The sequence below is a fragment of the Tomitella fengzijianii genome (assembly GCF_007559025.1).
Lineage (GTDB): Bacteria > Actinomycetota > Actinomycetes > Mycobacteriales > Mycobacteriaceae > Tomitella > Tomitella fengzijianii.
In genome coordinates this window covers 2,753,144-2,774,783 of the sequence record NZ_CP041765.1, presented here as the reverse complement: position 1 = coordinate 2,774,783, position 21,640 = coordinate 2,753,144, and the positions used below count along the sequence as shown (strand labels likewise).

Sequence of the window (21,640 nt, the reverse complement as noted above, 5' to 3'; positions counted from 1 at the left end):
GGGGACCCGCCGCCTAGGATGGTGCGAGTGGAGGCCGAGCGGTGAGGTTGTACCGGGATCGTGCGGTGGTGCTGCGCCGGCACAAGCTGGGGGAGGCGGACCGCATCATCACCCTGCTCACCCGCGACCACGGGCTGGTGCGCGCGGTGGCGAAGGGAGTGCGGCGCACGCGGTCGAGGTTCGGCGGCAGACTGGAGCCGTTCGGCCACATCGACGTGCAGCTGTATCCGGGGCGCAACCCGGGGCGCGGGCTCGCCACGGTCACCCAGGTGCAGATCCTCGACGCGTTCACGGAACCGATCGTCGCCGACTACTCCCTCTACACCACGGCCTCGGCGGTACTCGAGACCTCCGAGCGGCTCGCAGGGGAGGAGCATGCCCCCGCCCGCGACCAGTACCTTCTCGCGGTCGGCGCGCTGCGGGCGCTGGCATCGGCGCGCCGGCCCTCCGGGCTGATCCTCGACTCCTACCTGCTGCGTGCGATGTCCGTCGCGGGGTGGGCGCCCGCGCTCACCGAGTGCGCCCGGTGCGGGCAGGGCGGGCCGCACCGGGCCTTCCACGTCGCGGCGGGCGGAGCGGTGTGCGTGCACTGCCGGCCGCCGGGATCGGCGACCCCCGCCGAGGGGGTGCTCGAGCTCATGCTGGCGCTTGAGCGCGGGGTCTGGGAGGTCGCCGAGGCGGCGCCGGCGAAGGCCCGGTCGCAGGCGAGCGGGCTGGTGGCCGCCCATCTGCAATGGCACCTGGAGCGTCAGTTGCGGACGCTGCCGATGATCGAGCGGGTCGCCCCGCACCCGGCGCCGGGTGGGGCGGGCGTGCGCGCGGACGCGGTATCAGGGCAGGATGAGGTGCGTGATCCAGCGACGACGAACGCGGCGGACGGGCGATGAGGCGGCGCGCGCCGCAGGTCCGGGCCCTGCTGCGCCGCCACGGCCACCGGACCTGCACCCCTCCGGTGCGACGCCGCCGGACATCCCCGCAGCGCTCGTGCCGCGGCACGTCGCGCTGGTTATGGACGGCAACGGCCGCTGGGCGCAGGATCGCGGCCTGAACCGCACGGCCGGGCACGAGCGCGGCGAAGCCGTCCTGATGGACACGGTGTGCGGGTGCATAGAGATGGGCGTGCAGCACCTGTCCGCCTACGCCTTCTCCACGGAGAACTGGAAGCGCAGCCCGGAGGAGGTCCGCTTCCTGATGGGCTTCAACCGGGACGTCATCCGGCGGCGCCGCGACGAGATGAACGAGATGGGCGTGCGCGTCCGCTGGGCGGGGCGCAGGCCCAAGCTGTGGAAGTCGGTGATCACCGAGCTCGAGGCCGCCGAGGAGCTCACCGCGGGGAACTCCGTGATGACCCTGACCATGTGCGTCAACTACGGCGGGCGTGCGGAGATCGCCGACGCGGCGCGCGCCATCGCCCGCGAGGCGGCTGCCGGACGCATCGATCCGGAGAAGGTCACGGAGAAGACGTTCGCCCGGTACCTGGACGAGCCGGACATGCCCGACGTCGACCTGTTCCTGCGGCCGTCCGGCGAGCAGCGCACGTCCAACTTCCTGCCCTGGCAGTCCGCCTACGCGGAGCTGGTCTTCCAGGACACGCTCTTCCCCGACTTCGACAGGCGCGACCTGTGGGCGGCCTGCCTGGAGTACGCCCGGCGCGACCGCCGGTTCGGAGGCGTCAAATGAGCCGCCTGCCAGGGGATCCCGAAGGCGACGGGGCGCACGTGGACGCGGTCGCGCGCCTGCGTGGGCGGGTCGCGCGCGGACTCGCCTCGGTGGCGGACGACGCGGAGGTGCAGTCGCCGTCGAGGCAGTCGAACGGTGACGGCTCGGTGAGCTTCCACTTCGGCGGCGCCCCGTGCGCAGTGCACGTGGCGCAGATCGCGGACGGGCTGGAGATGATCTCGGTGACCTGTGTGGTGGCCTGGGACGTGCCCGACGACGACCGGCTCGGTGCGCTGCTCGCCGCCGCGCGGGAACGCACTCAGTTCGGCACGCTCCGGGCGGTGGCGCAGGGGACCGGCGGTAGCGCTGATGTGGTGCTGCAGTACGCGTTTCCGGGGTCCGGCCTGGCCGATGAGCCGCTGCGGACGCTGCTGCTGCTGGTACTCGGCGGTGCGGCGGATGCCCGCGCGGTGTTCGCCGCGCTGGGGGAGTAGGCCGCCCCCGCACATGCAGGGAGCCGCCGCGAATCCCGGTCCGGGTACTCTTCGCGTGGAATAATCGCCCCGTAGCAGAGGAGGCGTGAGAGGCAGTGGTGCACAGAGAGTTGCGAGACGTCGCGCAGACCGTATCGACCGGCACCCTGCCTGCGCCGGAGCGGATCGAGCGGATCGTGGCCGCCGCGCACAGCCGGTACCGGACAGACCAGGACGGTGCCGTGGCGGACTACATCCCGGTCCTCGCCGCGGCGGACCCGGACCTGTTCGCGGTCGCGGTGACGGAGATCGACGGCGACGTCCACGAGGCCGGAGACGCCGGCGCCGGTTTCACGATCCAATCGATCTCCAAGGCCTTCGTCTTCGCCCTCGCCTGCGAGGCGCACGGGCACCCGGCCCTGCGTGAGCGGGTCGGGGTCGACAACACCGGCCTGCCGTTCAATTCCGTCATCGCGGTCGAGCTGAACGACGGACACCCGCGCAATCCGATGGTCAACGCAGGGGCCCTCGCGACGACCGCGCTCATACCCGGAGCGACGCCCGCAGAGCAGTGGGAGCGCGTGCGCACGGGGCTCTCGCGCTTCGCGGGACGGGGGCTGGAACTCGACGGCGGGGCGTATCACTCGGAGATGCTGACCAACCAGCGCAATAGCGCGATCGCGCGGCTGCTGGAAAGTTACGGGCGCATCGACGTGGACCCCGGCGCGCTCGTGGACGTCTACACGCGGCAGTGCTCGTTGCGCGTCACCGCACACGATCTCGCCATCATGGGTGCGACGCTGGCGGACGGCGGTGTCAACCCGGTGACCGGCGAGCGCGTGGTGTCGGCGCAGACCGCACGCGACACGCTCGCGGTGCTCGCCTCGACGGGGATGTACGAGCGTTCCGGCACGTGGATGTTCGAGGTGGGGGTCCCCGCGAAGTCCGGCGTGGCGGGAGGCATCGTCGCCATCGCGCCGGGGAAGGGCGCCATCGGCACCTTCTCCCCACGACTCGACCCCGCCGGCAACAGCGTCCGTGGCCAACGGGCCACCGCGTACCTGTCACGGGCGTTGGGCCTCAACCTGTTCGCGTCCGACCCGCACGGCCCGGACGGGGACGGCGACGCCACGCGGGCTATCGATTCCAGGGAGGAACCCGCACTGTGAGTACCAGCACCACCGCGCCGGAAGGCGCCGCCGTCAAGGCCTCGTGGACGCCGATGATCGGTCTGTTCCTGGCGCAGATGCTGATGTCGTTCAACGTCGCGGTGCTGCCGGTCTCGTTGGGCGGAATGGTCGAGAGCTTCGATGCGTCACCGACCACGGTGGCGGGCACCATCGTCGTCTACGGGCTCGTGGTGGCCGCGCTGGTGATGGTGGGCGCCAAGATCGGCCAGAAGGTGGGATGGCTGCGCGTGTACCGCGCGGTGGTCGCGCTGTTCGCCGTGTCGTCGGTGGTCATGCTCGTCGCGCCCGACGTGGGGTGGGCCATCGCCGGTCAGGGGCTGGCGGGCGCGTCCGCGGCGATCATCGTGCCGGCGCTGGTCGCGCTGATCGCGGAGAACTACCGCGGCGACCAGCAGGCCACCGCCGTCGGCTCGCTGGGCTCCGCGCGCGCGTTGTCGGGAGTCAGCGCGTTCCTCATCGGCGGCGCGCTCGCCAGCACCGTGGGCTGGCGCCCGTCGTTCGTCATCGTGCTCGGCATCGCCGTCGTCGTATTCCTGCTCAGCTTCACGCTGCGGGGCGACGAGGGCGATGCGGGCATCGACATCGACTTCGTCGCCGCGGTGCTCATCGGCGCGTCGATCGTGCTCATCACCGTCGGCTTCCAGAACCTCAATGCGTGGGGGGTGTGGTTCGCCACGCCCGAAGCCCCGTTCGACATCGTCGGCGTCTCGCCCGCGCCGTTGTCGGTGCTGATCGGACTCGTCGTCGGCCAGGGGTTCTTCCAGTGGACGCGTGCGCGGGTGCGGGCGGGCAAGACCCCGTTGGTGGACCTGTCGGTCCTGGGCTCGTCGAGCGAGCGCGCGGCCGTGTACGCCATGTTCATCGTCGTCGCGATGGAGGCGGCGCTCAACTTCACGGTGCCGCTGTACATCCAGATCGTGCAGGGGCGCAGCGCGTTCGACACGTCGCTGGCGATGCTGCCGTTCAACCTGACCGTCTTCGTCACGGCCACGCTGATCGTGCGCTTCTACCGGAGGTTCAGCCCGCGCGTCATCGGCGTGACGTCGTTCATCCTCACCACGGCGGCGCTGGTGTGGCTGGCCTATGTGGTCAGCAATAACTGGGAGACCGCGCCGACGATCATCGGGCTGATCGTGTTCGGCATCGGCCAGGGCGCGTTGGTGACCCTGGTGTTCAACGTGCTCATCACGAGCGTCCCCGCCGAACGTGCCGGGGACGTCGGCTCCATCCGGGGCACCACGCAGAACCTCGCGTCGGCGGTGGGGACGGCGGTCATCGGGGCGATCCTCGTGTCCTTGCTGTCGATCGGCATCGGCAACGCCGTCGCGCATCAGACGGGAGTCCCGGACTCGCTCGTGGCGCAGGTGGACCTGGACAAGGTGGACTTCGTGCGCAACGACCAGCTGCGCGAGCACCTGGAGACGACCACCGACGCTTCACCGGAACAGGTGGACCGTGCTGTGGCGGTCAACGAGGACGTGCGGCTGCAGACCCTCAAGTTCGGTCTGCTCGTGCTCGCGGCCCTCAGCGCCACCGCGATACTCCCCGCCTCGCGTCTGCCGCGGTACCGGCCGCACGAGATCCCCGAGGCGGAGGGCGCGGAGGCCTGAGGCCGGCTACCGGGCCCCGGCGGCGCACTCGGAGCAGACGCCGAACACCTCCAGGGTGTGGCTCGGGTCGGTGAAGCCGTGCTCGGTGGCGACGGTGCGGGTCCAGGCCTCCACTGTGGGGCCGTCGATCTCCACGGTGAACCCGCAACGGCGGCATACCAAGTGATGGTGATGCCCGGACGAGCAGCGCCGGTACACCGTCTCGCCGGTGTCGGTGCGGAGCACGTCCACCTCGCCGGACTCGGCCAGCGATTGCATGGTCCGGTACACGGTGGTCAGTGAGATCGTGGCCCTGCGCCGGCGCAGTTCGTCGTGCAGTTCCTGGGCGGACCGGAAGTCCGTGATCTCCTCGAGCATCGCGGTGATCGCGCTGCGCTGTTTGGTGGACCGCACACCGACGGCGGGACGGCCGGCGGAGGTCACGATGCACCCTCGTCCCCGGCCGTCGGCGCCTGTGCCAGCAACTCGTCCGCGTGCGCGATCGCGTCGGTGACGATGTGCGCGAGGTGCTCGTCCACCAGGTGGTACCGCACCTCCCGGCCGTCCCGCTGGCCCAGGACCACGCCTGCGGTCTTGAGCACGCGGAGGTGCTGACTGACCAGGGGCTGCGGTAGCGCGAGCGCGTCGACGAGGTCGTGGACGCAGCAGTCTCTCTCGCGCAGTCGCAGGACGATCGCCATCCGGGCCGGCGCGGCGAGCGCCCGGAGCAGGGCGCCCGCGGTGTCGAGCAGTGCGTCGTCGGGCGCCGCGTTCCCGGGCCGCGCGATTTCCGGAGACGGATCCCCGGGAGCCGGGCCGTCGAGGGCCCGGGGCCCCGCCGGGGGAGCGGGGCGGGCCGTCCCGTGCGAACGTCGCCGCGCGTTGTCCAACTCGACCGTCGCCATGCAAATCATTTTCATATGCGATATCGCGCATGTCAATGCGGGGTCGAAGTGCGGCGGGTGGTACGGGTGCCGGCCGGGTCACCCGATAGGCTGAGCGGGTATCGCGAGCGCCTGCGGGCCCCGCATCTGAAGCTCACCCCGATTGGCAGGTAAGTCAGTGGCAGGCAAGTCCAACCGTATCGACACCGTCGTCAACCTGGCCAAGCGTCGCGGCCTGGTGTTCCCGAGCGGCGATATCTACGGCGGAACCCGCTCTGCCTGGGACTACGGCCCCCTGGGCGTCGAACTCAAGGAGAACATCAAGCGCCAGTGGTGGCGCAGCATGATCACCGGCCGCGACGACACCGTCGGCATCGATTCGTCGGTGATCCTTCCGCGCCAGGTGTGGGTGGCGTCCGGCCACCTCGCGGTGTTCAACGACCCGCTGGTGGAGTGCCTCAACTGCCACAAGCGGCACCGCCAGGACCACCTGCAGGAGGCCTACGCCGCCAAGCACGGGATCGATGATCCCGACACCGTGGCCATGGACCTGCTCGGCTGCCCGGACTGCGGCACCAAGGGGCAGTGGACCGAGCCGCGCGATTTCAACATGATGCTCAAGACCTTCCTGGGGCCGGTGGAGAGCGAGGAGGGGCTGCACTACCTGCGCCCCGAGACCGCCCAGGGGATCTTCGTCAACTTCGCGAACGTGCTCAACACAGCGCGCAAGAAGCCGCCGTTCGGCATCGGCCAGATCGGCAAGAGCTTCCGCAACGAGATCACGCCCGGCAACTTCATCTTCCGCACCCGCGAATTCGAGCAGATGGAGATGGAGTTCTTCGTCAAGCCCGGCGAGGACGAGACCTGGCACAAGTACTGGATCGATCAGCGTTTCAGCTGGTACACCGACCTGGGCATCAACGAGGACAACCTGCGGCTCTACGAGCACCCGCAGGAGAAGCTCTCGCACTATTCCAAGAGCACCATCGACATCGAGTACCGGTTCGAGTTCGCCGGCAGCGAGTGGGGCGAGCTCGAGGGCGTCGCCAATCGCACGGACTTCGACCTTTCGACGCACAGCGAGCACTCGGGTGCGGACCTGAGCTTCTACGACCAGGCCGCGGGCGAGCGCTACACGCCCTACGTCATCGAGCCGGCTGCCGGCCTGGGCCGCTCGCTGATGGCCTTCCTCGTCGATGCATACACCGAGGACGAGGCGCCCAACGCGAAGGGCGGCGTGGACAAGCGCACGGTGCTGCGCCTCGACCGCAGGCTCGCGCCGGTGAAGGCCGCTGTCCTGCCCCTGAGCCGCAACGCGGATCTGACGCCCAAGGCCAAGGACCTGGCCCGGCAGCTGCGGCGCAACTGGAACGTCGATTTCGACGACGCGGGCGCGATCGGCCGGAGGTACCGCCGTCAGGACGAGGTGGGTACGCCGTTTTGCATCACGGTCGACTTCGACACGCTCGACGACCAGGCGGTGACCATTCGCGAGCGTGACTCGATGTCCCAGGAGCGCATCGCGCTCGACCAGGTGGAGGGTTACCTGGCGCAGCGCCTCATCGGCTGCTGAGGCGGGAGCCGGCCGCCTGCTCCAGGTGGGCGGTGCGGGGCATCGGCGCCTGGAGGAATCGGCCGACCACCGTCGCCGCATGCAGGTGCCGCAGGCCGCGCGCCCGCGTCGGGTCATGCCCGGTGAGCTTGGCGATGCGCTTGAGCCGGTGATCAACGGTGTTCGGGTGCAACCCGAGGGCGGTGGCGGTGCGGCGGCGGTCCAGGTCGTTGCCGATGTGCACGCCCAGCGTCTCGATCAACCCGGCGTTGGCGGCGAGCGGATCGAGCGCCGCAGCGAGCCGGTCACGTCCCGGGCCGGGGCGGGTGAGCTGGTACTCCACGGCGAGGTCGCTGAACGTGTAGACGCCGGCCGGGTAGCGGAGGCGCGTGATGATGCGCGCCAGTTCACGGGTGTCTTCCACGGCACGGGGGATCTGTGCCGTCGCGACAGTGTCGGTGACCGCGGAGATCTCCGTGCCCAGGACCGTGCCGATCTCGCGCAACGCTGCACGCAACGCGTCCACCGGAGCCTGCGCGAGAAGCAGTCCGTGGTGCGGCTCGGGTGCGATGAGCGTGCCGGGGAACGTCGCACTCAGCTGGCGACAGGCCTCGCCCAGATCGTGACCGGCCTTGATCGCGAGGTGCGGTGGAAGCGCTCCCGGGCCCACGCTGATGCGCGCGGGGTCCGTCCCCCTCGGCACGGCGGAAGGCGCCGCGGACCACGGGTCCACCACGAGCCGCACGACCAGGTAGCCGCGGGGAACGTCCCCCGACGGGGCGCGTCCGGCCAGCAGCGCCTCTGCGAGGGACGGCGCGGTGCCGGGGCCCTCGGGCCGGCGCGCGGCATTGATGTAGCAGATCGGGATCGTGGTGTGGATGTGCTGGGCGAAAGCGAAAATGCGGTCGTTGATCTCGCGCAGATCTTCGTTGTCGCGTGCGTCCGCCGGGGCGAGGACGGTGGCGCGTAGCTTTCCGACGGTCTCATCGGTCAGCGACATCATGGCGCTGAGGGGGACGCCCACCAGCGCTTTCTCCGCGATCAGGGTGAGGATTCCGGACAGCTCGTCCTCCGTGGGCAGCGGGCCGCCGTCGAGCAGACGCGCGGCCAGGCGGAACCCGGCGGCGACGGAGCGGACGATCTCCGTGTGCACGTCCGCCATCCGGTAGAGGCGGTAGTCGGTGCTGGTGGCGGCGTGGTGCCGCAGGACCTCCTCGGCGAGCGCGGTCGTGTCCGCCAGCGTGTGTGAGGCGGGCCGGCCGTTGAGCATCATGGTGCGGCCGCGGTCCATTGCAGTTCGTGTCATCTCGACCCCCCGTGGTCGGTAGTCCGTGGGACTTCGGCAGGGGCGACGGCACCATGCCGCATCCGCCGTCCAGGCGTGCCGACCCGGACCGCGGATATCGATCGTGGTTTGGTGCGCGATCGTTACCGTAAGTGACCCACATCACAATGTCGAGGATATTGTATAGGACGTGCGTCCTGATGGCCAGAACGTGTTCTCGATGCTGCATAGGCGCCTGTTCGACGGGCGGTCCAGCCCCTCTGTGAGACGTCACACCGTGCTTTAAGACATATCTGAACGATCGTCTGCGAGGCTTACGCTCCTGCCCGGCCGGCGGATAGAACTGACCGCGGTGCCAAGCACCACGACACAAATCCGCTACGAAAGGCACGAACGTGAACAACGGCCAGAACAACGGCGTCATCGCCGTGATGCTCGATACCATCCTCCAGCTGTTCAACGCCGGCAGCAGCGGGACGGGTTCGCAGGACGGCGGCGGTCTCTTCGCCAGCTGACCCGCTCCGGAGCGGAAGCGCCGGGCCGTGGCACCACGGCGTCGCCGGATTCGCAGTTCTCCGACGACCGTACGCCCGGCCCGGCGCCGACCTCACTCAGTGCAGGAACACAGTTCAGGAGTACCCGTGATCAACGGACCCACCAGCGGCGCGATCGCCGCGGTTTCGAACGTCATCCTTCAGCTTTTCAACCTGGGAAGCAGCGCGATCGGCAACGGCAACGTCCCGACGACGCCGGGGGACACCGGCCCGGTCGACGGCGGCGCCCAGGCAGGCCTGGTCTAGAACCGCTCGACTCAGCCCGGCCCGGACCGTCCACAGGCTTGGGCACGGAAGCCCACCGCTGCATCACCAGCCACACCACGAGAAAGCAGGACACAGTGCCCAACAACGTCGTCTCGGGGGACACGCCGATCACCGTCAACGTGATCTTCCAACTCTTCAGCGCCGGAAGCAGCACCGCACTCGCGCAGTCGGGCCTGGGAAGCACCGACCTGGGCCTGGGCAGTTCCGGACTGGGTAGCTCCGGGCTGATCGACTCGCTCTCCGGGCTGAGCTGAATCGAGTCCGGGTCAGTCCATCAGGCGGGCCGTTTCCCCTGCGGCCGATGCCCGGTGGGCGCCGCTCGATCGCCGCCCCCGTCGGTGCCTTCACCGACGGGGGCGGCGCCCTGCGCCCGCCGGCCGCTCGCGTGCGCATCGCTGTCCGTGCGCAGGTGGAACATGGGGAAGCGCCGACCCGGCGCGAGCCGCTGCTCCATCTCGTAGCCGGGCCAGTAGTACACGATGTCGGCCCAGTACTGCGCGCGTTCGGCCTCGGAGACGCGGTCCACCCGCATGGTCTCGATCCGGGCGCCGACATGCACCTCGGCGCGGCCGACTGCGCCGAGGTTCCACGCCCAGGCAGGCGTCTTGGCGCGGCCCCAATTGGACCCGGTGACGACGAAGCCGTCGTCCAGCGGCACTGCCAGAAGCGCCGTCGTGCGCGGGATGCCCGTGCGCCGGCCGGGCACCGTGATCTGCACCGACGGCAGCCCTGCGATGCCCACGAGGCTCAGCCGGTTGCCGGTCCAACGGCGCATGAACGACTCGACCAGGATGATCGCAGGCGCCAGACGCATCAACCATTCGTGGCGGCCCAGGAACCGGGCGAGCGCCGAAAGCGGATTGCGGGGACGGCGGGCGCGGGGACTCGGTTCGCTGGGGAGGGTCATCATCGGCCTTCTTCTCGGCGGTGGGCAGGCGTGTGCGTGCGTGGCGGAATGACTCGCGTCACGAACGGACACCGGGACGATCATGACATCTGTCACGGTCGATCCGTGATCGACGGACCGGGTACCGGCCCGTCGGCGGCGGCAAGTCCACGAGCATCGACATGCTCCTGGGGCTGCTGCCGGACCCCGTCAGCCCCACAACTGCAGTAGCAGCACGTACACGCCCGTTCCGCCGATGATGCTGACGAGCGCGTTCGAACGCCACAGGTGCAGCCCCACGCTCACCGCCAGCGCCGTCGCCGCGGGGACCGCCCCGGCGACGGTGAGCGGGGTTCCCACCAGCGTGTACACCGTGAGGATCACCATGATGCCCACGGGCATGTGGGCTCCGAGGAACCGCAGCAGCGACGACGAGCGCACCGGTGCGACGAAGGCGAACGGCAGCGCGCGCAGCCCGAACGTCACGACGAGGATCACCGTGAGTGCGCCGAGGAGGTACCCGGTGGACGGCATGGCTACCCCACCCCCTCGCGGGCGTTCGGCGCTTCAGGGCCCGCGGCGTCCGGCTCCGGCCACCTGACCCGGGGCGTGCTGCGCCGCAAACGCGCGCGGCGCACGCCGTAGCGGGCGAGCAGGACGGCGGTGAACGCGCCCATCGCGACCACCAGGAACGCGTCGGACGGGGCGAACAGCGCGCCGATCGCGCAGCCGAGCGCCAGGACCGGGGTGGGGATGTCTCTGCGCACGCGGAAGGCGTCTACGGAGAGCACGGCGAACAGCGCTGTCAGGGCGAAATCGAGGCCCTCCACCCGCCCCGGAATCGCGAGTCCGGCCAGGGCCCCGGCGATCCCGCCGCCGACCCAGTAGAGCTGGCAGAACATCTGGATGCCCAGGACCCGTCCACCGGTGAGCTCCGCATCCGGGCGGGTGGCGGTCACGGCGTACGACTCGTCGGTGAGCGCGTACATGCTGTAGGTCCGGGCGAGCCGCCCGCGAACCTTGTGCAGCGGGAAGGAAAGCGCGTAGAAGACGTGCCGGAAGTTCACCATGAACGCGGTCAGGGCCACCTGCGCCAGCGGCGTCATGGCGAGCAGCAGGCCGATGGCCAGGAACTCCAGCGACCCGGCGTAGATCATCATCGAGAACACCGGCGCCCACCACCATGCCAGCCCGGATTGGGTGAGCAGCACGCCGAAGGCCAGACCCAGCGGGAAGAGCCCGAACCCTACGGCGATGGTGTCCCGGAATGCCGCGGCCGCCGCGCTCGCGCCGCCGTCGCCGCGGTGCCCCCGTCCTCCGTCGGAGCCGGGCCGGGTGTCCGGCGCCGCCGCGGTGCGGGGGATGCGGAACTTCAGAACCGGCCCCCGCCGCTGAATCCGCCGCCGCCTCCGCCGCCGCCGAAGCCGCCGCCTCCGCCGAAGCCGCCGCCGAAGCCGCCTCCGCGGCCGCCGCCGAGGATCGAGCCGATGAGGATCCCGCCGAGCATCGCCCCGGCCCCGGAGGAACGTCGCCCGCGGTAGCCGCCGCCGTAGCCGCCCGGCCCGGACCAGTGCGTGAAGTCCCGCTGCGCGAGGTCGAGCGCCTGCTGGGCGAGCGACGCCGCGGCGTGGGCCTCGCGCTGGGCCGCCTGCGGGTCGGTGTCACGGAGGCGTCGCGCCTCGTCGTAGTGGCGGTGCGCCTCCGACAGGCGGGTGCGCGGCTCCGGGCCGATGCCGCCCCGTCGCGGCGTGATGAAGCTCTCCGCGGCGTCGAGCCGTGCCCGCGCGCTGTCCATGGTCTGGTCCACCAGTGCCCGCGCCCGCCGGTTCTCCTGCACCCGGTCCGCGGTCTCCGCGTAGACGGTGTCCAGCGCCGCGTCCGCCTCGACCACCGCCTCGAAGGTGCCCAACGGATCGGACTCCTTGTGCTGCTGCGCGTCGGCCAGCGCGGCCTCCACGCGTGCGCGCGCCTCGTCGAGCCGGGCGCGATTGGCCTCCACCTGGACCGATCCCGAGTCCGACAGACTCCGGGCGGCGTCCACACCCTGCTGCGCGTCGGCGAGCGTCGCCGCCATCTCCGCGACGGCGTGCCGGATGTCGGATCCCGCGGAGTCGATGGCGTCGAGCAGGGTCCCCGCCTGGTCCAGGGCGCGCTCGGCGGTGCGGATGCCGCGTACCGCGTCGGTGGGGTCGCCGCCGGGGCCGGACACCGCCGCGCGCGCCGCCTCGAGGCCCTCGTCGGCGAAGTCGGCCTGCTCCCGGGCGATCGTGATGTTCGGCGCGATGGCGGCGAGGGCGGAGGCTGCGAAGCGTGACTGCAGATCTTCGAAGGTGGACTGCGCGCGCGGCAAGCGGGCCTTCAACGCGACCAGGTGTTCGGTCAGCGTGTCGAGCCGGGCCGGCGCCGTGATGACCAGGTCGCGCATCGCGTCGAATGCGGCGACCTGCTCGTTCAGCGCGGCGTTGGCGCGGCCGGTGTGCACGAGAAGGTCGACGAGCAGACTGCGCCGCTGGTCCGGCGTCTCGGGAATGGCGTCGTCGAGTCGCTGGCGGATGCCGAACGCCGCCGACAGCGCCTGTTGCGCGGCGGTGAACGCGGTGCGGAACGGCTCCGTGGCGCGGGTGCCGAACTCCTCGGTGGCCACCCGCAGGTCCTCGGAGCTCGTGCGCAGCGCGTTGTCGGTCTCCACCAGCAGCTCCCGCGAGCGTTGATCGAGCGCCTCGGTGGACAGTCCGGCGAGGTTGCGCGGGTCGGTGAGGTCGGTGCCGCGTGCCGTGGCGGCCTCTTCCCGCCGCCTGCGGCGCCTGCGGATCCACACCCATGCCGCGGCGCCGCCGATGATGAGGACGAGGATCACCACGCCGACGACCAGTGGCGCAGAGCCGGGCCCGTCGAGGGCGGATGACAGGCCGCCCGCCGCGGCGATCGCCGCCCCCGCCCAGTCGTCCTCGCGCAGCTTCGGGACGATGTCGTCGTTCTGGACCGACGAGAGTTGTGCGTTGCTCAGGCCTGCCACCGATCCGGTGAACCCGAAAGCTCCGTCGGCCGTGGCGACGGCCAGCAGCATGGTGTCGGATCCGAAGCCGCTGGCCGCCGCGGTCCGCCGCGCCCATTGCTCGCCGTCCATGCCGTCGAAGGAGTCGGTGTAGACCACCCACAGTTGCACGTGGTGTTTCGCGAAGAGATCGTCGACCGCGTCCTGCACGTCTCCCGTGCGTCCCCCGAGAGCGTCTGTGTGGTCGGTGATCTGCTGCGGCAGGCGCAAGGGGGCCTCGGCACCAGCAGCGCCCGGCAGTGCGAGCAGCGCGGTGCACGCCAGCACGAACACCACGACGAGCGCTGCCGCGGCGGCGAACAACCGACGGGATGCCTGGATGATGGTGCCGGCGACGCAAGGATGCTCCGCGGCAGGTGGGCAGGCGGTGCGTCCGGCTGTGCGGGGAAGGGCGGGTCGCATACCCAGAACCTAGCCGTATCGACGGGGTGATGTATCGGCCCGGGGTGCGGCGTCGCGGCGCGGGCACGCGCGCTGGCAGACTGGTCGGCGATGAACACTGGACTGGGGGTCGGCGGCACGCTGGCGCGGTGGCTGCGGCGAGGCGTCGCAGGTGTGCTGATCGTCGGCGTGCTGCTGGTGGCAGGCACCGCTTTCCGCGTGTGGCAGGTGGCGAGGATCGACGACAGGACGCCGACCGACGCCATACTCGTGCTGGGCGCCGCGCAGTACAACGGCACGCCGTCGCCGGTGTTCCAGGCCCGGCTGGACATGGCGGCCGAGCTGTTCGATGAGGGCGTTGCGCCCATGGTCGTCACCGTCGGTGGAAAGATCCAGGGCGATTCCACCACCGAGGCGGAGGCGGGCCGGCAATACCTGATCCGGCAGGGCGTGCCGGGCGACAGCGTGCTCGCCGTGGCGGTCGGCTCGGACACCCTCGGCAGCATCGACGCGGTGTCGGCCATGCTGCAGAGTCGGCGCGTCGACTCGATCGTGATCACCTCGGACCCGTGGCATTCGTTGCGGGCGCGCACGATGGCACGCGATTCCGGGCTGGAGGCCACCGTCGCGCCCACTCGCAGCGGACCGGCCGTGACCACCCGGTCCGCGCAGTTCAAGGGCATAGTGCGGGAGACGGGTGCGCTGCTGTGGTACCAGCTCACCCACTACCAGGCCGACTTTCCCGACGTGATCAAGGAGTGAGGACGCCGGTGAGCGGATACACGACCGCAGACCTCGAGCGCATCGGGGACGAGGCGCCCAAGACGGCCGGCCTCACCGGGGCGGATGCGGAGCACCGGAGCGCGTTCTCCCGCGACCGCGCCCGCGTCCTGCACAGCGCGGCCCTGCGCCGGCTGGCGGACAAGACCCAGGTGGTGGGTCCCCGCGAGGGCGACACCCCGCGTACGCGCCTGACCCATTCGATCGAGGTGGCGCAGATCGGCCGCGGCATCGCCGACGGTTTGGGATGTGATCCCGACCTGGTGGATCTGGCCGGGCTGGCCCACGACATCGGCCATCCGCCGTACGGCCACAACGGGGAGCGGGCGCTCGACGAGGTGGCCGCGCCGTGCGGCGGGTTCGAGGGCAACGCGCAGAACCTGCGCATCCTCACCCGCCTCGAACCCAAGGTCCTGGGCCCGCAGGGGGAGGGCCTGGGCCTCAACCTCACGCGGGCGTCGCTCGACGCGGCGATGAAGTACCCGTGGCTGCGGCAGGCCCCAGGCGCCAAGTTCGGCGCCTACGACGACGACGCCGCGATCCTCGCCTGGGTCCGCCAGGGAGCGCCGCAGGGGCGGCAGAGCCTGGAGACGCAGGCGATGGACTGGGCGGACGACGTCGCCTACTCGGTGCACGACGTCGAGGACGGCGTGATCTCGGGGCGCATCGACCTGCGTGCACTGGCCGACCCCGCCGAGCAGCGGGCCCTCGCCGCGATGGGCTGGTCCGAGTTCTCCGCGGTGGGGGAGAACGAGCTGATCGAAGCCGCGCAGAGGCTCTCCGTCCTGCCGGTGGTGCAATCGGTGGGCGTCTACGACGGCACCCTTCCGTCGTCGGTCGCGCTCAAGCGGATGACCAGCGAACTGGTGGGACGCTTCACGTCGGCGGCGATCGCCGGCACGCGGTCGGTCGCGGGGAGAGGACGGCTCGCGCGCTACGACGCCGACCTGCAGGTGCCGGCCGTCGTGGCGGCGGAGGTGCTGCTGCTCAAGACGGTCGCGCTGCGGTACGTGATGTCGGATCCGGGGCACCGCAAGCGGCAGGATCGCGAGCGTGAGCGGATCCACCGGGCCGCGCAATGGCTGTTGAGCACCGCGCCCGGGTCGCTGGACCCGATGCTGCGCGCCGACTGGGACCGGGCCCCGGACGACATCCGGCGTGTGCGGGTGGTGGTGGACCAGATCGCCTCGTACACCGAGAGCCGGCTCGAGCGCATCGACCGCGAGGGCCGCTCCGACCAGGCCGGCTGGGCTTAGCGGCGCGCGGCGCTGCCGTTCCGAGTACCGTTTCCAGCCTGGGGCGCGTGAACGTGCGCTCGGCCGGCAGAACGGGCGCGCGGGTTGCCGGGTACGCCAGGGCGCCTGCCCTTGCCGACCCCACGCCTCTACACTGCACGTGTGGCCGGCCGAATCCCTGAACGCGACATCGCAGCGATCCGAGAGCGCGTCCGCATCGAGGACATCGTCGGCGAGTATGTGGCACTGCGCAGGGGCGGTGCCGATTCGATGAAGGGCCTGTGCCCGTTCCACGACGAGAAGACCCCGTCGTTCCACGTGCGCCCCAACCACGGCCACTTCCACTGCTTCGGGTGCGGTGAGGGCGGCGACGTCTTCAGCTTCCTGCAGAAGATCGAGCACATCGGTTTCGTCGAGGCCGTCGAGCAGATGGCCGACAATACCGGCTATCAGATCAACTACGAGGGCGGCGGCACGGCGATCCGGCGCGACCGCGGAACGCGCGCCCGGCTGGTCGCCGCCAACGCCGCGGCGCAGGAGTTCTACGCCGAGCGCCTCGCGCAGCCGGATGCGGAGGCGGCACGTGCGTACCTGCGGGAACGCGATTTCGACGCGGAGGCCGCCCGGACGTTCGGCTGCGGCTATGCGCCCGCGGGCTGGGACACGCTGACCAAGCATCTTCTGAGCAAGGGGTTCGAGTTCAAAGAGCTCGAGGCCGCGGGGCTGTCCCGGCAGGGCAAGCGCGGGCCGATGGACCGGTTCCACCGCCGGCTGCTGTGGCCCATCCGCAGCCTGACGGGCGACGTCATCGGGTTCGGGGCGCGCAGGCTGCACGAGGACGACCCCATCCAGGCCAAGTACGTCAATACGCCGGAGACGCTTCTGTACAAGAAGTCGCAGGTGCTCTTCGGGCTGGATCTGGCCAAGCGGGAGATCGCCAAGCGGCACCAGGCCGTCATCGTCGAGGGGTACACCGATGTCATGGCAATGCACCTGGCGGGCGTCCCCACGGCGGTCGCCGCGTGCGGCACGGCCTTCGGCGGCGACCACCTGACCCTGCTGCGCCGGCTGCTGCTGGACGACAGCTACTTCCGCGGCGAGATCATCTACACCTTCGACGGCGACAGCGCCGGGCAGGCCGCGGCGCTCAAGGCGTTCGACGGCGATCAGAAGGTCACCGCCCAGACTTTCGTGTCCATCGCGCCGGACGGGCAGGACCCGTGCGAGCTGCGCATGGCCGACGGGGACGCCGCGGTGCGCGACCTCATCGCGCGCCGGGTGCCGATGTTCGAGTTCGCGATCCGATCGATCATCTCCGGTATCGACCTCGACACCGAGGAGGGGCGGGTCGAGGCGCTGCGGCGGTCGGTGCCGATCGTCGCCCGCATCAAGGATCCGTCACTGCGCGACGGGTACGCCACACGGCTCGCGGACCATTGGGTGGGCTGGCCCAACATTCCGCAGGTGGTGCGCCGGGTGCGCGAGGAATCGCGTCGCAGCGGTCGGCGCGCGCCCGAGAGGGCGGCGCGCCCGGGGGCACGTGGAGCGGACCCCGTGCAGCCGCAGGAGGCGCCCGCCGTGCCGCGGCCGGATCGCCGCGACCCGGTGCTGTGGCCGCAACGAGAATCGCTGAAGTCCGCTCTCCAGGAGCCGGGCATCGCCGGGGCGGTGTTCGACTCGCTTCCCGCGGACAGCTTCACGCACTCGGCGTACGCCACCGTGCGTTCGGCGATCGAGGCGGCGGGCGGCACGTCTGCCGGCCTCGGCGGCGGCGAGTGGGTGGAGGCCGTGTCCGTGGCGGGCGAGGACCTCGTCAGCGGTCCCGGCGACGGGACGCCGCGGATGACCGGCGCGCAAGTGCGTTCGCTGGTCTCCGAACTGGCGGTGGAGGACATGCGGGTGGCGGAGGCGGACGTGCCCCGCTACATCGGCGGGGTCCTGGCACGCCTGCAGGAAGTGTGGGTGGGCGAGCAGATCGCCGACCTCAAGTCGAAACTCCAGCGTATGTCCCCGGCCGAGGACGCGGACGGGTACCGGGCCCTCTTCGGCGACCTGGTGGCGCTGGAGCAGTACCGGCGCGGGCTGCTCGACCAGGCCGTGGGGGCGCGCGACGACGTCCCCATCGGCTGACCGGGCCCATCGGTTGACCTGGCCGCCCGCCGTCAGCGGCCCCCGGCCGGCCCGCCGTCAGCGGTGCTGGTCCTCCGCCTCCGGGATGTACACCGACGTCTCGTCGTCGATCGACTCGATTCTGGTGAAGCGGGGCTCGGTGCTCAGCGCCTCCGACAGCCGTTGACGTCCGGCGTCGAGGGCGGTGCGCGTGGCGGGGCTCTCCGCGATGGCCTTGGCAGCGCGGCTGATCTGCTCGTAGCGGCGCCGTCCGGCCTTGGTGCCCAGCACGTAGCCGGCGCCCGCCGCGAACACGATCCCGATCATCGGCTCTCCTCCGTCGACGCGGGCCGGCCTCCTGTGTGGCGACCGGCTCCCGAGGTTCGGGCACGTGGCCCGGGACCCATACTTCCAGCCAGGATAGTGGGTGCGGGAACCGGACGCCGCTTGCCGCATCGGATGGAATCGGGGCGGCGGGCGGGGGCGATTTGGCGTGCCGGGTGTGGTGTGCGCTAGAGTCTGACATCGGCGCGGGCACCGCCTGTCGCCGGTGTGATCCCCCGTAGCTCAATGGCAGAGCATTCGACTGTTAATCGAAGGGTTACTGGTTCGAGTCCAGTCGGGGGAGCAAGCGAAACGCCAGGTCAAACACTGTTTTGACCTGGCGTTTCGTCGTATCTGGGACATTGCGGATGGTTGCGCATAAGTGCAGGTGATTGCGAACGAGCGACAGCTGTCAGACAGCTGGCAGACAGCAGAACTTGCGGCCGTGGCGCCGATCGGGCCGTATGTGCGGAGCGTCACACAGCGAGGGGCCGGCCACCGTGACGGTGGCCGGCCCCTGGTGTTCGCCTCTCAGCTGTCGCGGGTGAGGTCCTGGTAGTTCTGGAAGAGCAGCTCGAGCCGTTGGCGTTCGCCGGTGAGCTTGCGCGGCGCGCCGAACGCTCGGTCGACGACACGATCGAGCGCGTCGTGCGCCTTCACCAGTGCCGGATCCATCGCGAGCGGATTGTAGTGATCGGCGAGACTCCGGCCGGGGTGCTGGTCGCGCGCGTCCAGCACGCCTTGGCCGGCCTTGACGATCCGCTGCCGGATGTCGTCGGTGAGCTCCGGCACGGGGAAGGTGTTCCATACGACTGTGTTCGAGAACGAGAGATCCGACTTTAACCGTCCGCCGACTGCCCGCTGCCAGGTAATGAGCATCGCAGACGAAAGGAATGCAAACTGGAGCCCGTCTGGGTCGGGGATCGTATAGACTTTGTTCCCGGCGATCACATCGGAAGATAGGTGGGCCACCGTGTAATACGGGCGGGTTTGGGAGACGACGGCAGGTATGCCGACATAGTCAGTATTTGGTTGGTGGTTTTCCTGGAACAGGTGCGAGGTGGCTGCACTCTCTTGCGTCGCTCGCTTTGCACTTGACTCGCGCATCGCTCGTACGCTCGCAACGCGTGTGTTCAGCACTTTGGACCTGCGCAGGTCGGCTGGGTCGAAGTCGTCGGTGGCCATCCACAAGCACCATCGGTCGAGCCCGTTAACCAACTCCATGCCCATGCGGAAGGGCCTGACGTACTTGCGCGCGACCGGATCGGCATTAACCTCCGGCTTTTCGCTTGGCTCGATGATCAGTGCTGTTCCAACTGGCTTTGAGCCGAATCGGGCCCGCGCGATTTCTGTTGAGAGCGGCGAAAGTCGTTTAGCGACCAGAACCCAAGGGCCGTCTACGAGATAGGCGTTGATGCCTGTGCTTACCTGCTGACGTACGGGGTCGCCGTTGACGACGGGGTAGTCCCAGAGCCGTTGTTGAGCGCCGCGGTCGCGGGTGAATCCGACGATGACGCAGTGCACGGCGGCCTTGCCGGGCGCTTCTGAGTCCCACGCGAACGTGCGGTGCGCGTACTTGATGCGCCACCCTTCGCGCTGAATCGGCCCGAACAGGGCAGGCACGGGCTGGCCTTGGGTGATCGAGTTGGTGGTCACGTAGCCGAACTCGCCGGGGCGCCCGTCGGCGTACAGGTGCAGGGCTTGCGCGTGCCAGCCGGTGACGAAGTCGAGATAGCCGTCGTAGTCGGTACCCCACACCTTCCGCATGTCGGCTGTCTGCTCGGCAGTCTTGGTGTACTGCCCGATGAACGGCGGATTGCCGAACACGTACGTCGCGCCGGCCGCCGCGGGGATGAGCTCGTTCCAGTCGGCCTGGAGGGCGTTGGTGTGGTGGATGTGGGCGGTGATGGTGATGGGCAGGCGTTCCGGTGCCTGGCCGATGGCCTTGGCGAGCTCGCGGTTGGCCTGCTGGTCGACGAGGAACATCGCGGTTTCGGCGATCTTGGCGGGCCACCAGTTGAGCTCGATGCCGTGGAACTGGCCGATGGTCAGCTTGGTCTCCAGCGTGGCGTCCAGCGATGCGCCTGCCTGCCCTTCGCGGTGGCGGATTTCGACGATGATGTCAGTCTCGATGCGGCGGAGCTCGCGGTACGCGACCACCAGGAAATTGCCGCACCCGCACGCGGGGTCGATGAACAGGTGGGTGGCCAGCTGGTCACGGAACGCCTTCAGCTCGCTGACGCGGGTGGACTTGTTGCGGATGAGCCGGTCGGCCTCGCCGCGTAAGTCGTCCAGGAACAGCGGGCCGATCGTCTTGAGGATGTTCGTTTCCGACGTGTAGTGCTCGCCGGCCGCGCGGCGGGCCTCCTTGGACTTGACTAGCTGGAACATGGAGCCGAACACGGCGGGGCTGATGCGGGTCCATCGGAATCGGCAGGCGTCGAGGAGCGCTTCGCGCATGGCGGCGTCGAAGTACTCGACTCGGTTGTCGGCGGTGAACAGGGAGCCGTTGACGTAGGGGAACTGTGCGAGCATGTTGCCGAGCCGGGGGCTGCGCTTGTTCGCGGGGGTGTTGAGCGTGTCGAACAGGGCGTGGAGCTTGGGGCCGAGGTCGGCGCCGTCGTCCTGGGTGTAGTTGAGGACGTAGTCGTAGAACAGGTCGTCGCGCCATAGGCCGGCGTCGTCGCCGTACAGCAGGAACAGCAGGCGGGTGAGGAAGATCGACGCTTGTTCGATGGCGTCGTCTTCGTCGTCGGCGTCCGTGGCGGCGTCGTCGGCGACGGGGGCGTCGGCGTCGATTCCGGTCATGGCTTCGTACAGCTGGGCCATGATGCGGGCGGCCTCGATGGAGGCGTCGGCTTCTTCCTTCTTGGACACGGTTTCGTGGCCGGCGAGGAACGTGAGCTGGTCGACGTGCTCGGCGATGTCGTCGATGCCGAACTCAGCGGTCCACGGCTGGTCGCCGAGCCGGTCGATTCGGATCCGCTCGAAGTCAGTGACGACGATGTACTTGGGCCATTCGTGCTGTTTGACGCTGCCGCCTGCCAGGTAGTCGAGGGCCTGGTGGTAGGCGGCATCGAGGTCCTTGCCGACGGATTTCGCTTCTCCGAGGAACACGCTGGACCAGAACACGTCCATGCTGCCGGTGTTGCCGGTGGAGGCGCGGCGCGCGTCGGCCTCGAAGATGGTCATGCGTTCGGGGATGACGCCGAACTGTCGGAGCAGGTCGGACCAGAACGTTTGTGCTGATGAGGATTCGGAGTGGCCACGCTGGACGTTGTCCCAGGAGTCGATGTTCTCGCGCCACCGTTTGGCGAAGCCGTTGAGGTTGGCGATCATCGTCCCGCGGGACATGAGGTCGTGCGTGGCCACTGCTGGTCCTCTCGTGCTGGCTGTGGGGTGGGCTTCAACCTAACC

Annotated in this window: 20 protein-coding genes and 1 tRNA gene; 12 read left to right on the top strand and 9 right to left on the bottom strand. The window is 70.0% G+C overall.

Features of this window, described 5'->3' with window-relative positions; genetic code table 11:
• Positions 1-41 precede the first annotated feature (41 nt).
• From recO to FO059_RS12635, 5 genes are all read left to right on the top strand, one after another.
• On the top strand, positions 42-887 hold the full coding sequence (gene recO, locus FO059_RS12655) for a DNA repair protein RecO (RefSeq protein WP_143909269.1): 846 nt from the start codon (positions 42-44) through the stop codon (positions 885-887).
• Positions 841-1,680: an isoprenyl transferase gene (locus tag FO059_RS12650; RefSeq protein ID WP_143909267.1), complete on the top strand. Its 840-nt coding sequence runs from the start codon at positions 841-843 to the stop codon at positions 1,678-1,680. The genes recO and FO059_RS12650 overlap by 47 nt, the downstream gene beginning before the upstream one ends.
• Positions 1,677-2,153 (top strand): hypothetical protein, encoded by a 477-nt coding sequence (locus tag FO059_RS12645; protein WP_143909265.1) that lies wholly within the window; start codon positions 1,677-1,679, stop codon positions 2,151-2,153. The genes FO059_RS12650 and FO059_RS12645 overlap by 4 nt, the downstream gene beginning before the upstream one ends.
• 95 nt (positions 2,154-2,248) lie before the next feature.
• The gene (gene glsA / locus FO059_RS12640; protein WP_143909263.1) at positions 2,249-3,301 is read left to right on the top strand and encodes a glutaminase A; all 1,053 of its coding nucleotides are present in this window, start codon (positions 2,249-2,251) and stop codon (positions 3,299-3,301) included.
• Complete coding sequence (locus FO059_RS12635; RefSeq protein ID WP_233266717.1) at positions 3,298-4,932, top strand: MFS transporter; 1,635 nt, start codon at positions 3,298-3,300, stop codon at positions 4,930-4,932. The genes glsA and FO059_RS12635 overlap by 4 nt, the downstream gene beginning before the upstream one ends.
• A 6-nt stretch (positions 4,933-4,938) precedes the next feature.
• Here FO059_RS12635 and FO059_RS12630 read toward each other — a convergent pair whose 3' ends face one another.
• Both FO059_RS12630 and FO059_RS12625 read right to left on the bottom strand, forming a co-directional pair.
• Entirely contained in the window at positions 4,939-5,355 is a 417-nt protein-coding gene (locus FO059_RS12630) for a Fur family transcriptional regulator (protein WP_143909261.1), read from the bottom strand.
• Positions 5,352-5,816, bottom strand: a complete 465-nt coding sequence (locus tag FO059_RS12625) for an ArsR/SmtB family transcription factor (protein ID WP_143909259.1) — start codon at positions 5,814-5,816, stop codon at positions 5,352-5,354. The genes FO059_RS12630 and FO059_RS12625 overlap by 4 nt, the downstream gene beginning before the upstream one ends.
• A gap of 157 nt (positions 5,817-5,973) precedes the next feature.
• On the opposite strand from FO059_RS12625, the gene FO059_RS12620 reads away from it, so the two are divergent.
• A complete protein-coding gene (locus FO059_RS12620; protein ID WP_143909257.1) occupies positions 5,974-7,368 on the top strand; it encodes a glycine--tRNA ligase in 1,395 nt (464 codons plus the stop codon).
• On the opposite strand, the gene FO059_RS12615 is transcribed toward FO059_RS12620, so the two are convergent.
• Entirely contained in the window at positions 7,355-8,653 is a 1,299-nt protein-coding gene (locus FO059_RS12615; protein ID WP_143909255.1) for a PucR family transcriptional regulator, read from the bottom strand. The genes FO059_RS12620 and FO059_RS12615 overlap by 14 nt on opposite strands.
• Positions 8,654-9,273: 620 nt before the next feature.
• Here FO059_RS12615 and FO059_RS18405 point away from each other — a divergent pair.
• Together FO059_RS18405 and FO059_RS12610 are read left to right on the top strand one after the other, a co-directional pair.
• Entirely contained in the window at positions 9,274-9,432 is a 159-nt protein-coding gene (locus FO059_RS18405) for a hypothetical protein (RefSeq protein WP_158726390.1), read from the top strand.
• A 38-nt stretch (positions 9,433-9,470) separates the two neighbouring features.
• Positions 9,471-9,707, top strand: coding sequence for a hypothetical protein (locus FO059_RS12610; protein ID WP_233266716.1), 237 nt, complete (start codon positions 9,471-9,473; stop codon positions 9,705-9,707).
• A 20-nt stretch (positions 9,708-9,727) separates the two neighbouring features.
• Here FO059_RS12610 and FO059_RS12605 read toward each other — a convergent pair whose 3' ends face one another.
• The 4 genes from FO059_RS12605 to FO059_RS18905 form a co-directional block, all read right to left on the bottom strand.
• Positions 9,728-10,363, bottom strand: a complete 636-nt coding sequence (locus tag FO059_RS12605) for a nitroreductase family deazaflavin-dependent oxidoreductase (RefSeq protein WP_143909253.1) — start codon at positions 10,361-10,363, stop codon at positions 9,728-9,730.
• Positions 10,364-10,549: 186 nt separating this feature from the next.
• A complete protein-coding gene (locus tag FO059_RS12600) occupies positions 10,550-10,873 on the bottom strand; it encodes a branched-chain amino acid transporter permease (RefSeq protein ID WP_143909251.1) in 324 nt (107 codons plus the stop codon).
• A gap of 2 nt (positions 10,874-10,875) precedes the next feature.
• Positions 10,876-11,595 (bottom strand): AzlC family ABC transporter permease, encoded by a 720-nt coding sequence (locus tag FO059_RS12595; RefSeq protein WP_233266745.1) that lies wholly within the window; start codon positions 11,593-11,595, stop codon positions 10,876-10,878.
• 116 nt (positions 11,596-11,711) lie between these two features.
• The gene (locus FO059_RS18905; protein ID WP_143909247.1) at positions 11,712-13,796 is read right to left on the bottom strand and encodes a TPM domain-containing protein; all 2,085 of its coding nucleotides are present in this window, start codon (positions 13,794-13,796) and stop codon (positions 11,712-11,714) included.
• Positions 13,797-13,886: 90 nt separating this feature from the next.
• Between FO059_RS18905 and FO059_RS12585 the strand changes: the two genes are divergently transcribed.
• From FO059_RS12585 to dnaG, 3 genes are all read left to right on the top strand, one after another.
• On the top strand, positions 13,887-14,537 hold the full coding sequence (locus FO059_RS12585; RefSeq protein ID WP_143909244.1) for a YdcF family protein: 651 nt from the start codon (positions 13,887-13,889) through the stop codon (positions 14,535-14,537).
• An 8-nt stretch (positions 14,538-14,545) separates the two neighbouring features.
• A complete protein-coding gene (locus FO059_RS12580; RefSeq protein ID WP_143909242.1) occupies positions 14,546-15,811 on the top strand; it encodes a deoxyguanosinetriphosphate triphosphohydrolase in 1,266 nt (421 codons plus the stop codon).
• A 141-nt stretch (positions 15,812-15,952) separates the two neighbouring features.
• Positions 15,953-17,920, top strand: a complete 1,968-nt coding sequence (dnaG, locus tag FO059_RS12575; protein ID WP_143909240.1) for a DNA primase — start codon at positions 15,953-15,955, stop codon at positions 17,918-17,920.
• Positions 17,921-17,977: 57 nt separating this feature from the next.
• On the opposite strand, the gene FO059_RS12570 is transcribed toward dnaG, so the two are convergent.
• On the bottom strand, positions 17,978-18,226 hold the full coding sequence (locus FO059_RS12570; RefSeq protein ID WP_143909238.1) for a hypothetical protein: 249 nt from the start codon (positions 18,224-18,226) through the stop codon (positions 17,978-17,980).
• Positions 18,227-18,455: 229 nt separating this feature from the next.
• On the opposite strand from FO059_RS12570, the gene FO059_RS12565 reads away from it, so the two are divergent.
• Positions 18,456-18,527: transfer RNA gene (locus tag FO059_RS12565), tRNA-Asn, on the top strand.
• A 227-nt stretch (positions 18,528-18,754) separates the two neighbouring features.
• Here FO059_RS12565 and FO059_RS12560 read toward each other — a convergent pair.
• Positions 18,755-21,577, bottom strand: a complete 2,823-nt coding sequence (locus FO059_RS12560; RefSeq protein WP_143910725.1) for a DNA methyltransferase — start codon at positions 21,575-21,577, stop codon at positions 18,755-18,757.
• Positions 21,578-21,640 lie beyond the last annotated feature (63 nt).

Coding starts and splice junctions, on each gene's coding strand:
- FO059_RS12650 (WP_143909267.1), top strand. CDS start 841: ATGAGGTGCGTGATCCAGCGACGACGAACGCGGCGGACGGGCGATGAG.
- FO059_RS12645 (WP_143909265.1), top strand. CDS start 1,677: ATGAGCCGCCTGCCAGGGGATCCCGAAGGCGACGGGGCGCACGTGGAC.
- FO059_RS12625 (WP_143909259.1), bottom strand. CDS start 5,816: ATGGCGACGGTCGAGTTGGACAACGCGCGGCGACGTTCGCACGGGACG.
- FO059_RS12615 (WP_143909255.1), bottom strand. CDS start 8,653: ATGACACGAACTGCAATGGACCGCGGCCGCACCATGATGCTCAACGGC.
- FO059_RS12605 (WP_143909253.1), bottom strand. CDS start 10,363: ATGATGACCCTCCCCAGCGAACCGAGTCCCCGCGCCCGCCGTCCCCGC.
- FO059_RS12600 (WP_143909251.1), bottom strand. CDS start 10,873: ATGCCGTCCACCGGGTACCTCCTCGGCGCACTCACGGTGATCCTCGTC.
- FO059_RS18905 (WP_143909247.1), bottom strand. CDS start 13,796: ATGCGACCCGCCCTTCCCCGCACAGCCGGACGCACCGCCTGCCCACCT.
- FO059_RS12585 (WP_143909244.1), top strand. CDS start 13,887: ATGAACACTGGACTGGGGGTCGGCGGCACGCTGGCGCGGTGGCTGCGG.
- FO059_RS12570 (WP_143909238.1), bottom strand. CDS start 18,226: ATGATCGGGATCGTGTTCGCGGCGGGCGCCGGCTACGTGCTGGGCACC.
- FO059_RS12560 (WP_143910725.1), bottom strand. CDS start 21,577: ATGTCCCGCGGGACGATGATCGCCAACCTCAACGGCTTCGCCAAACGG.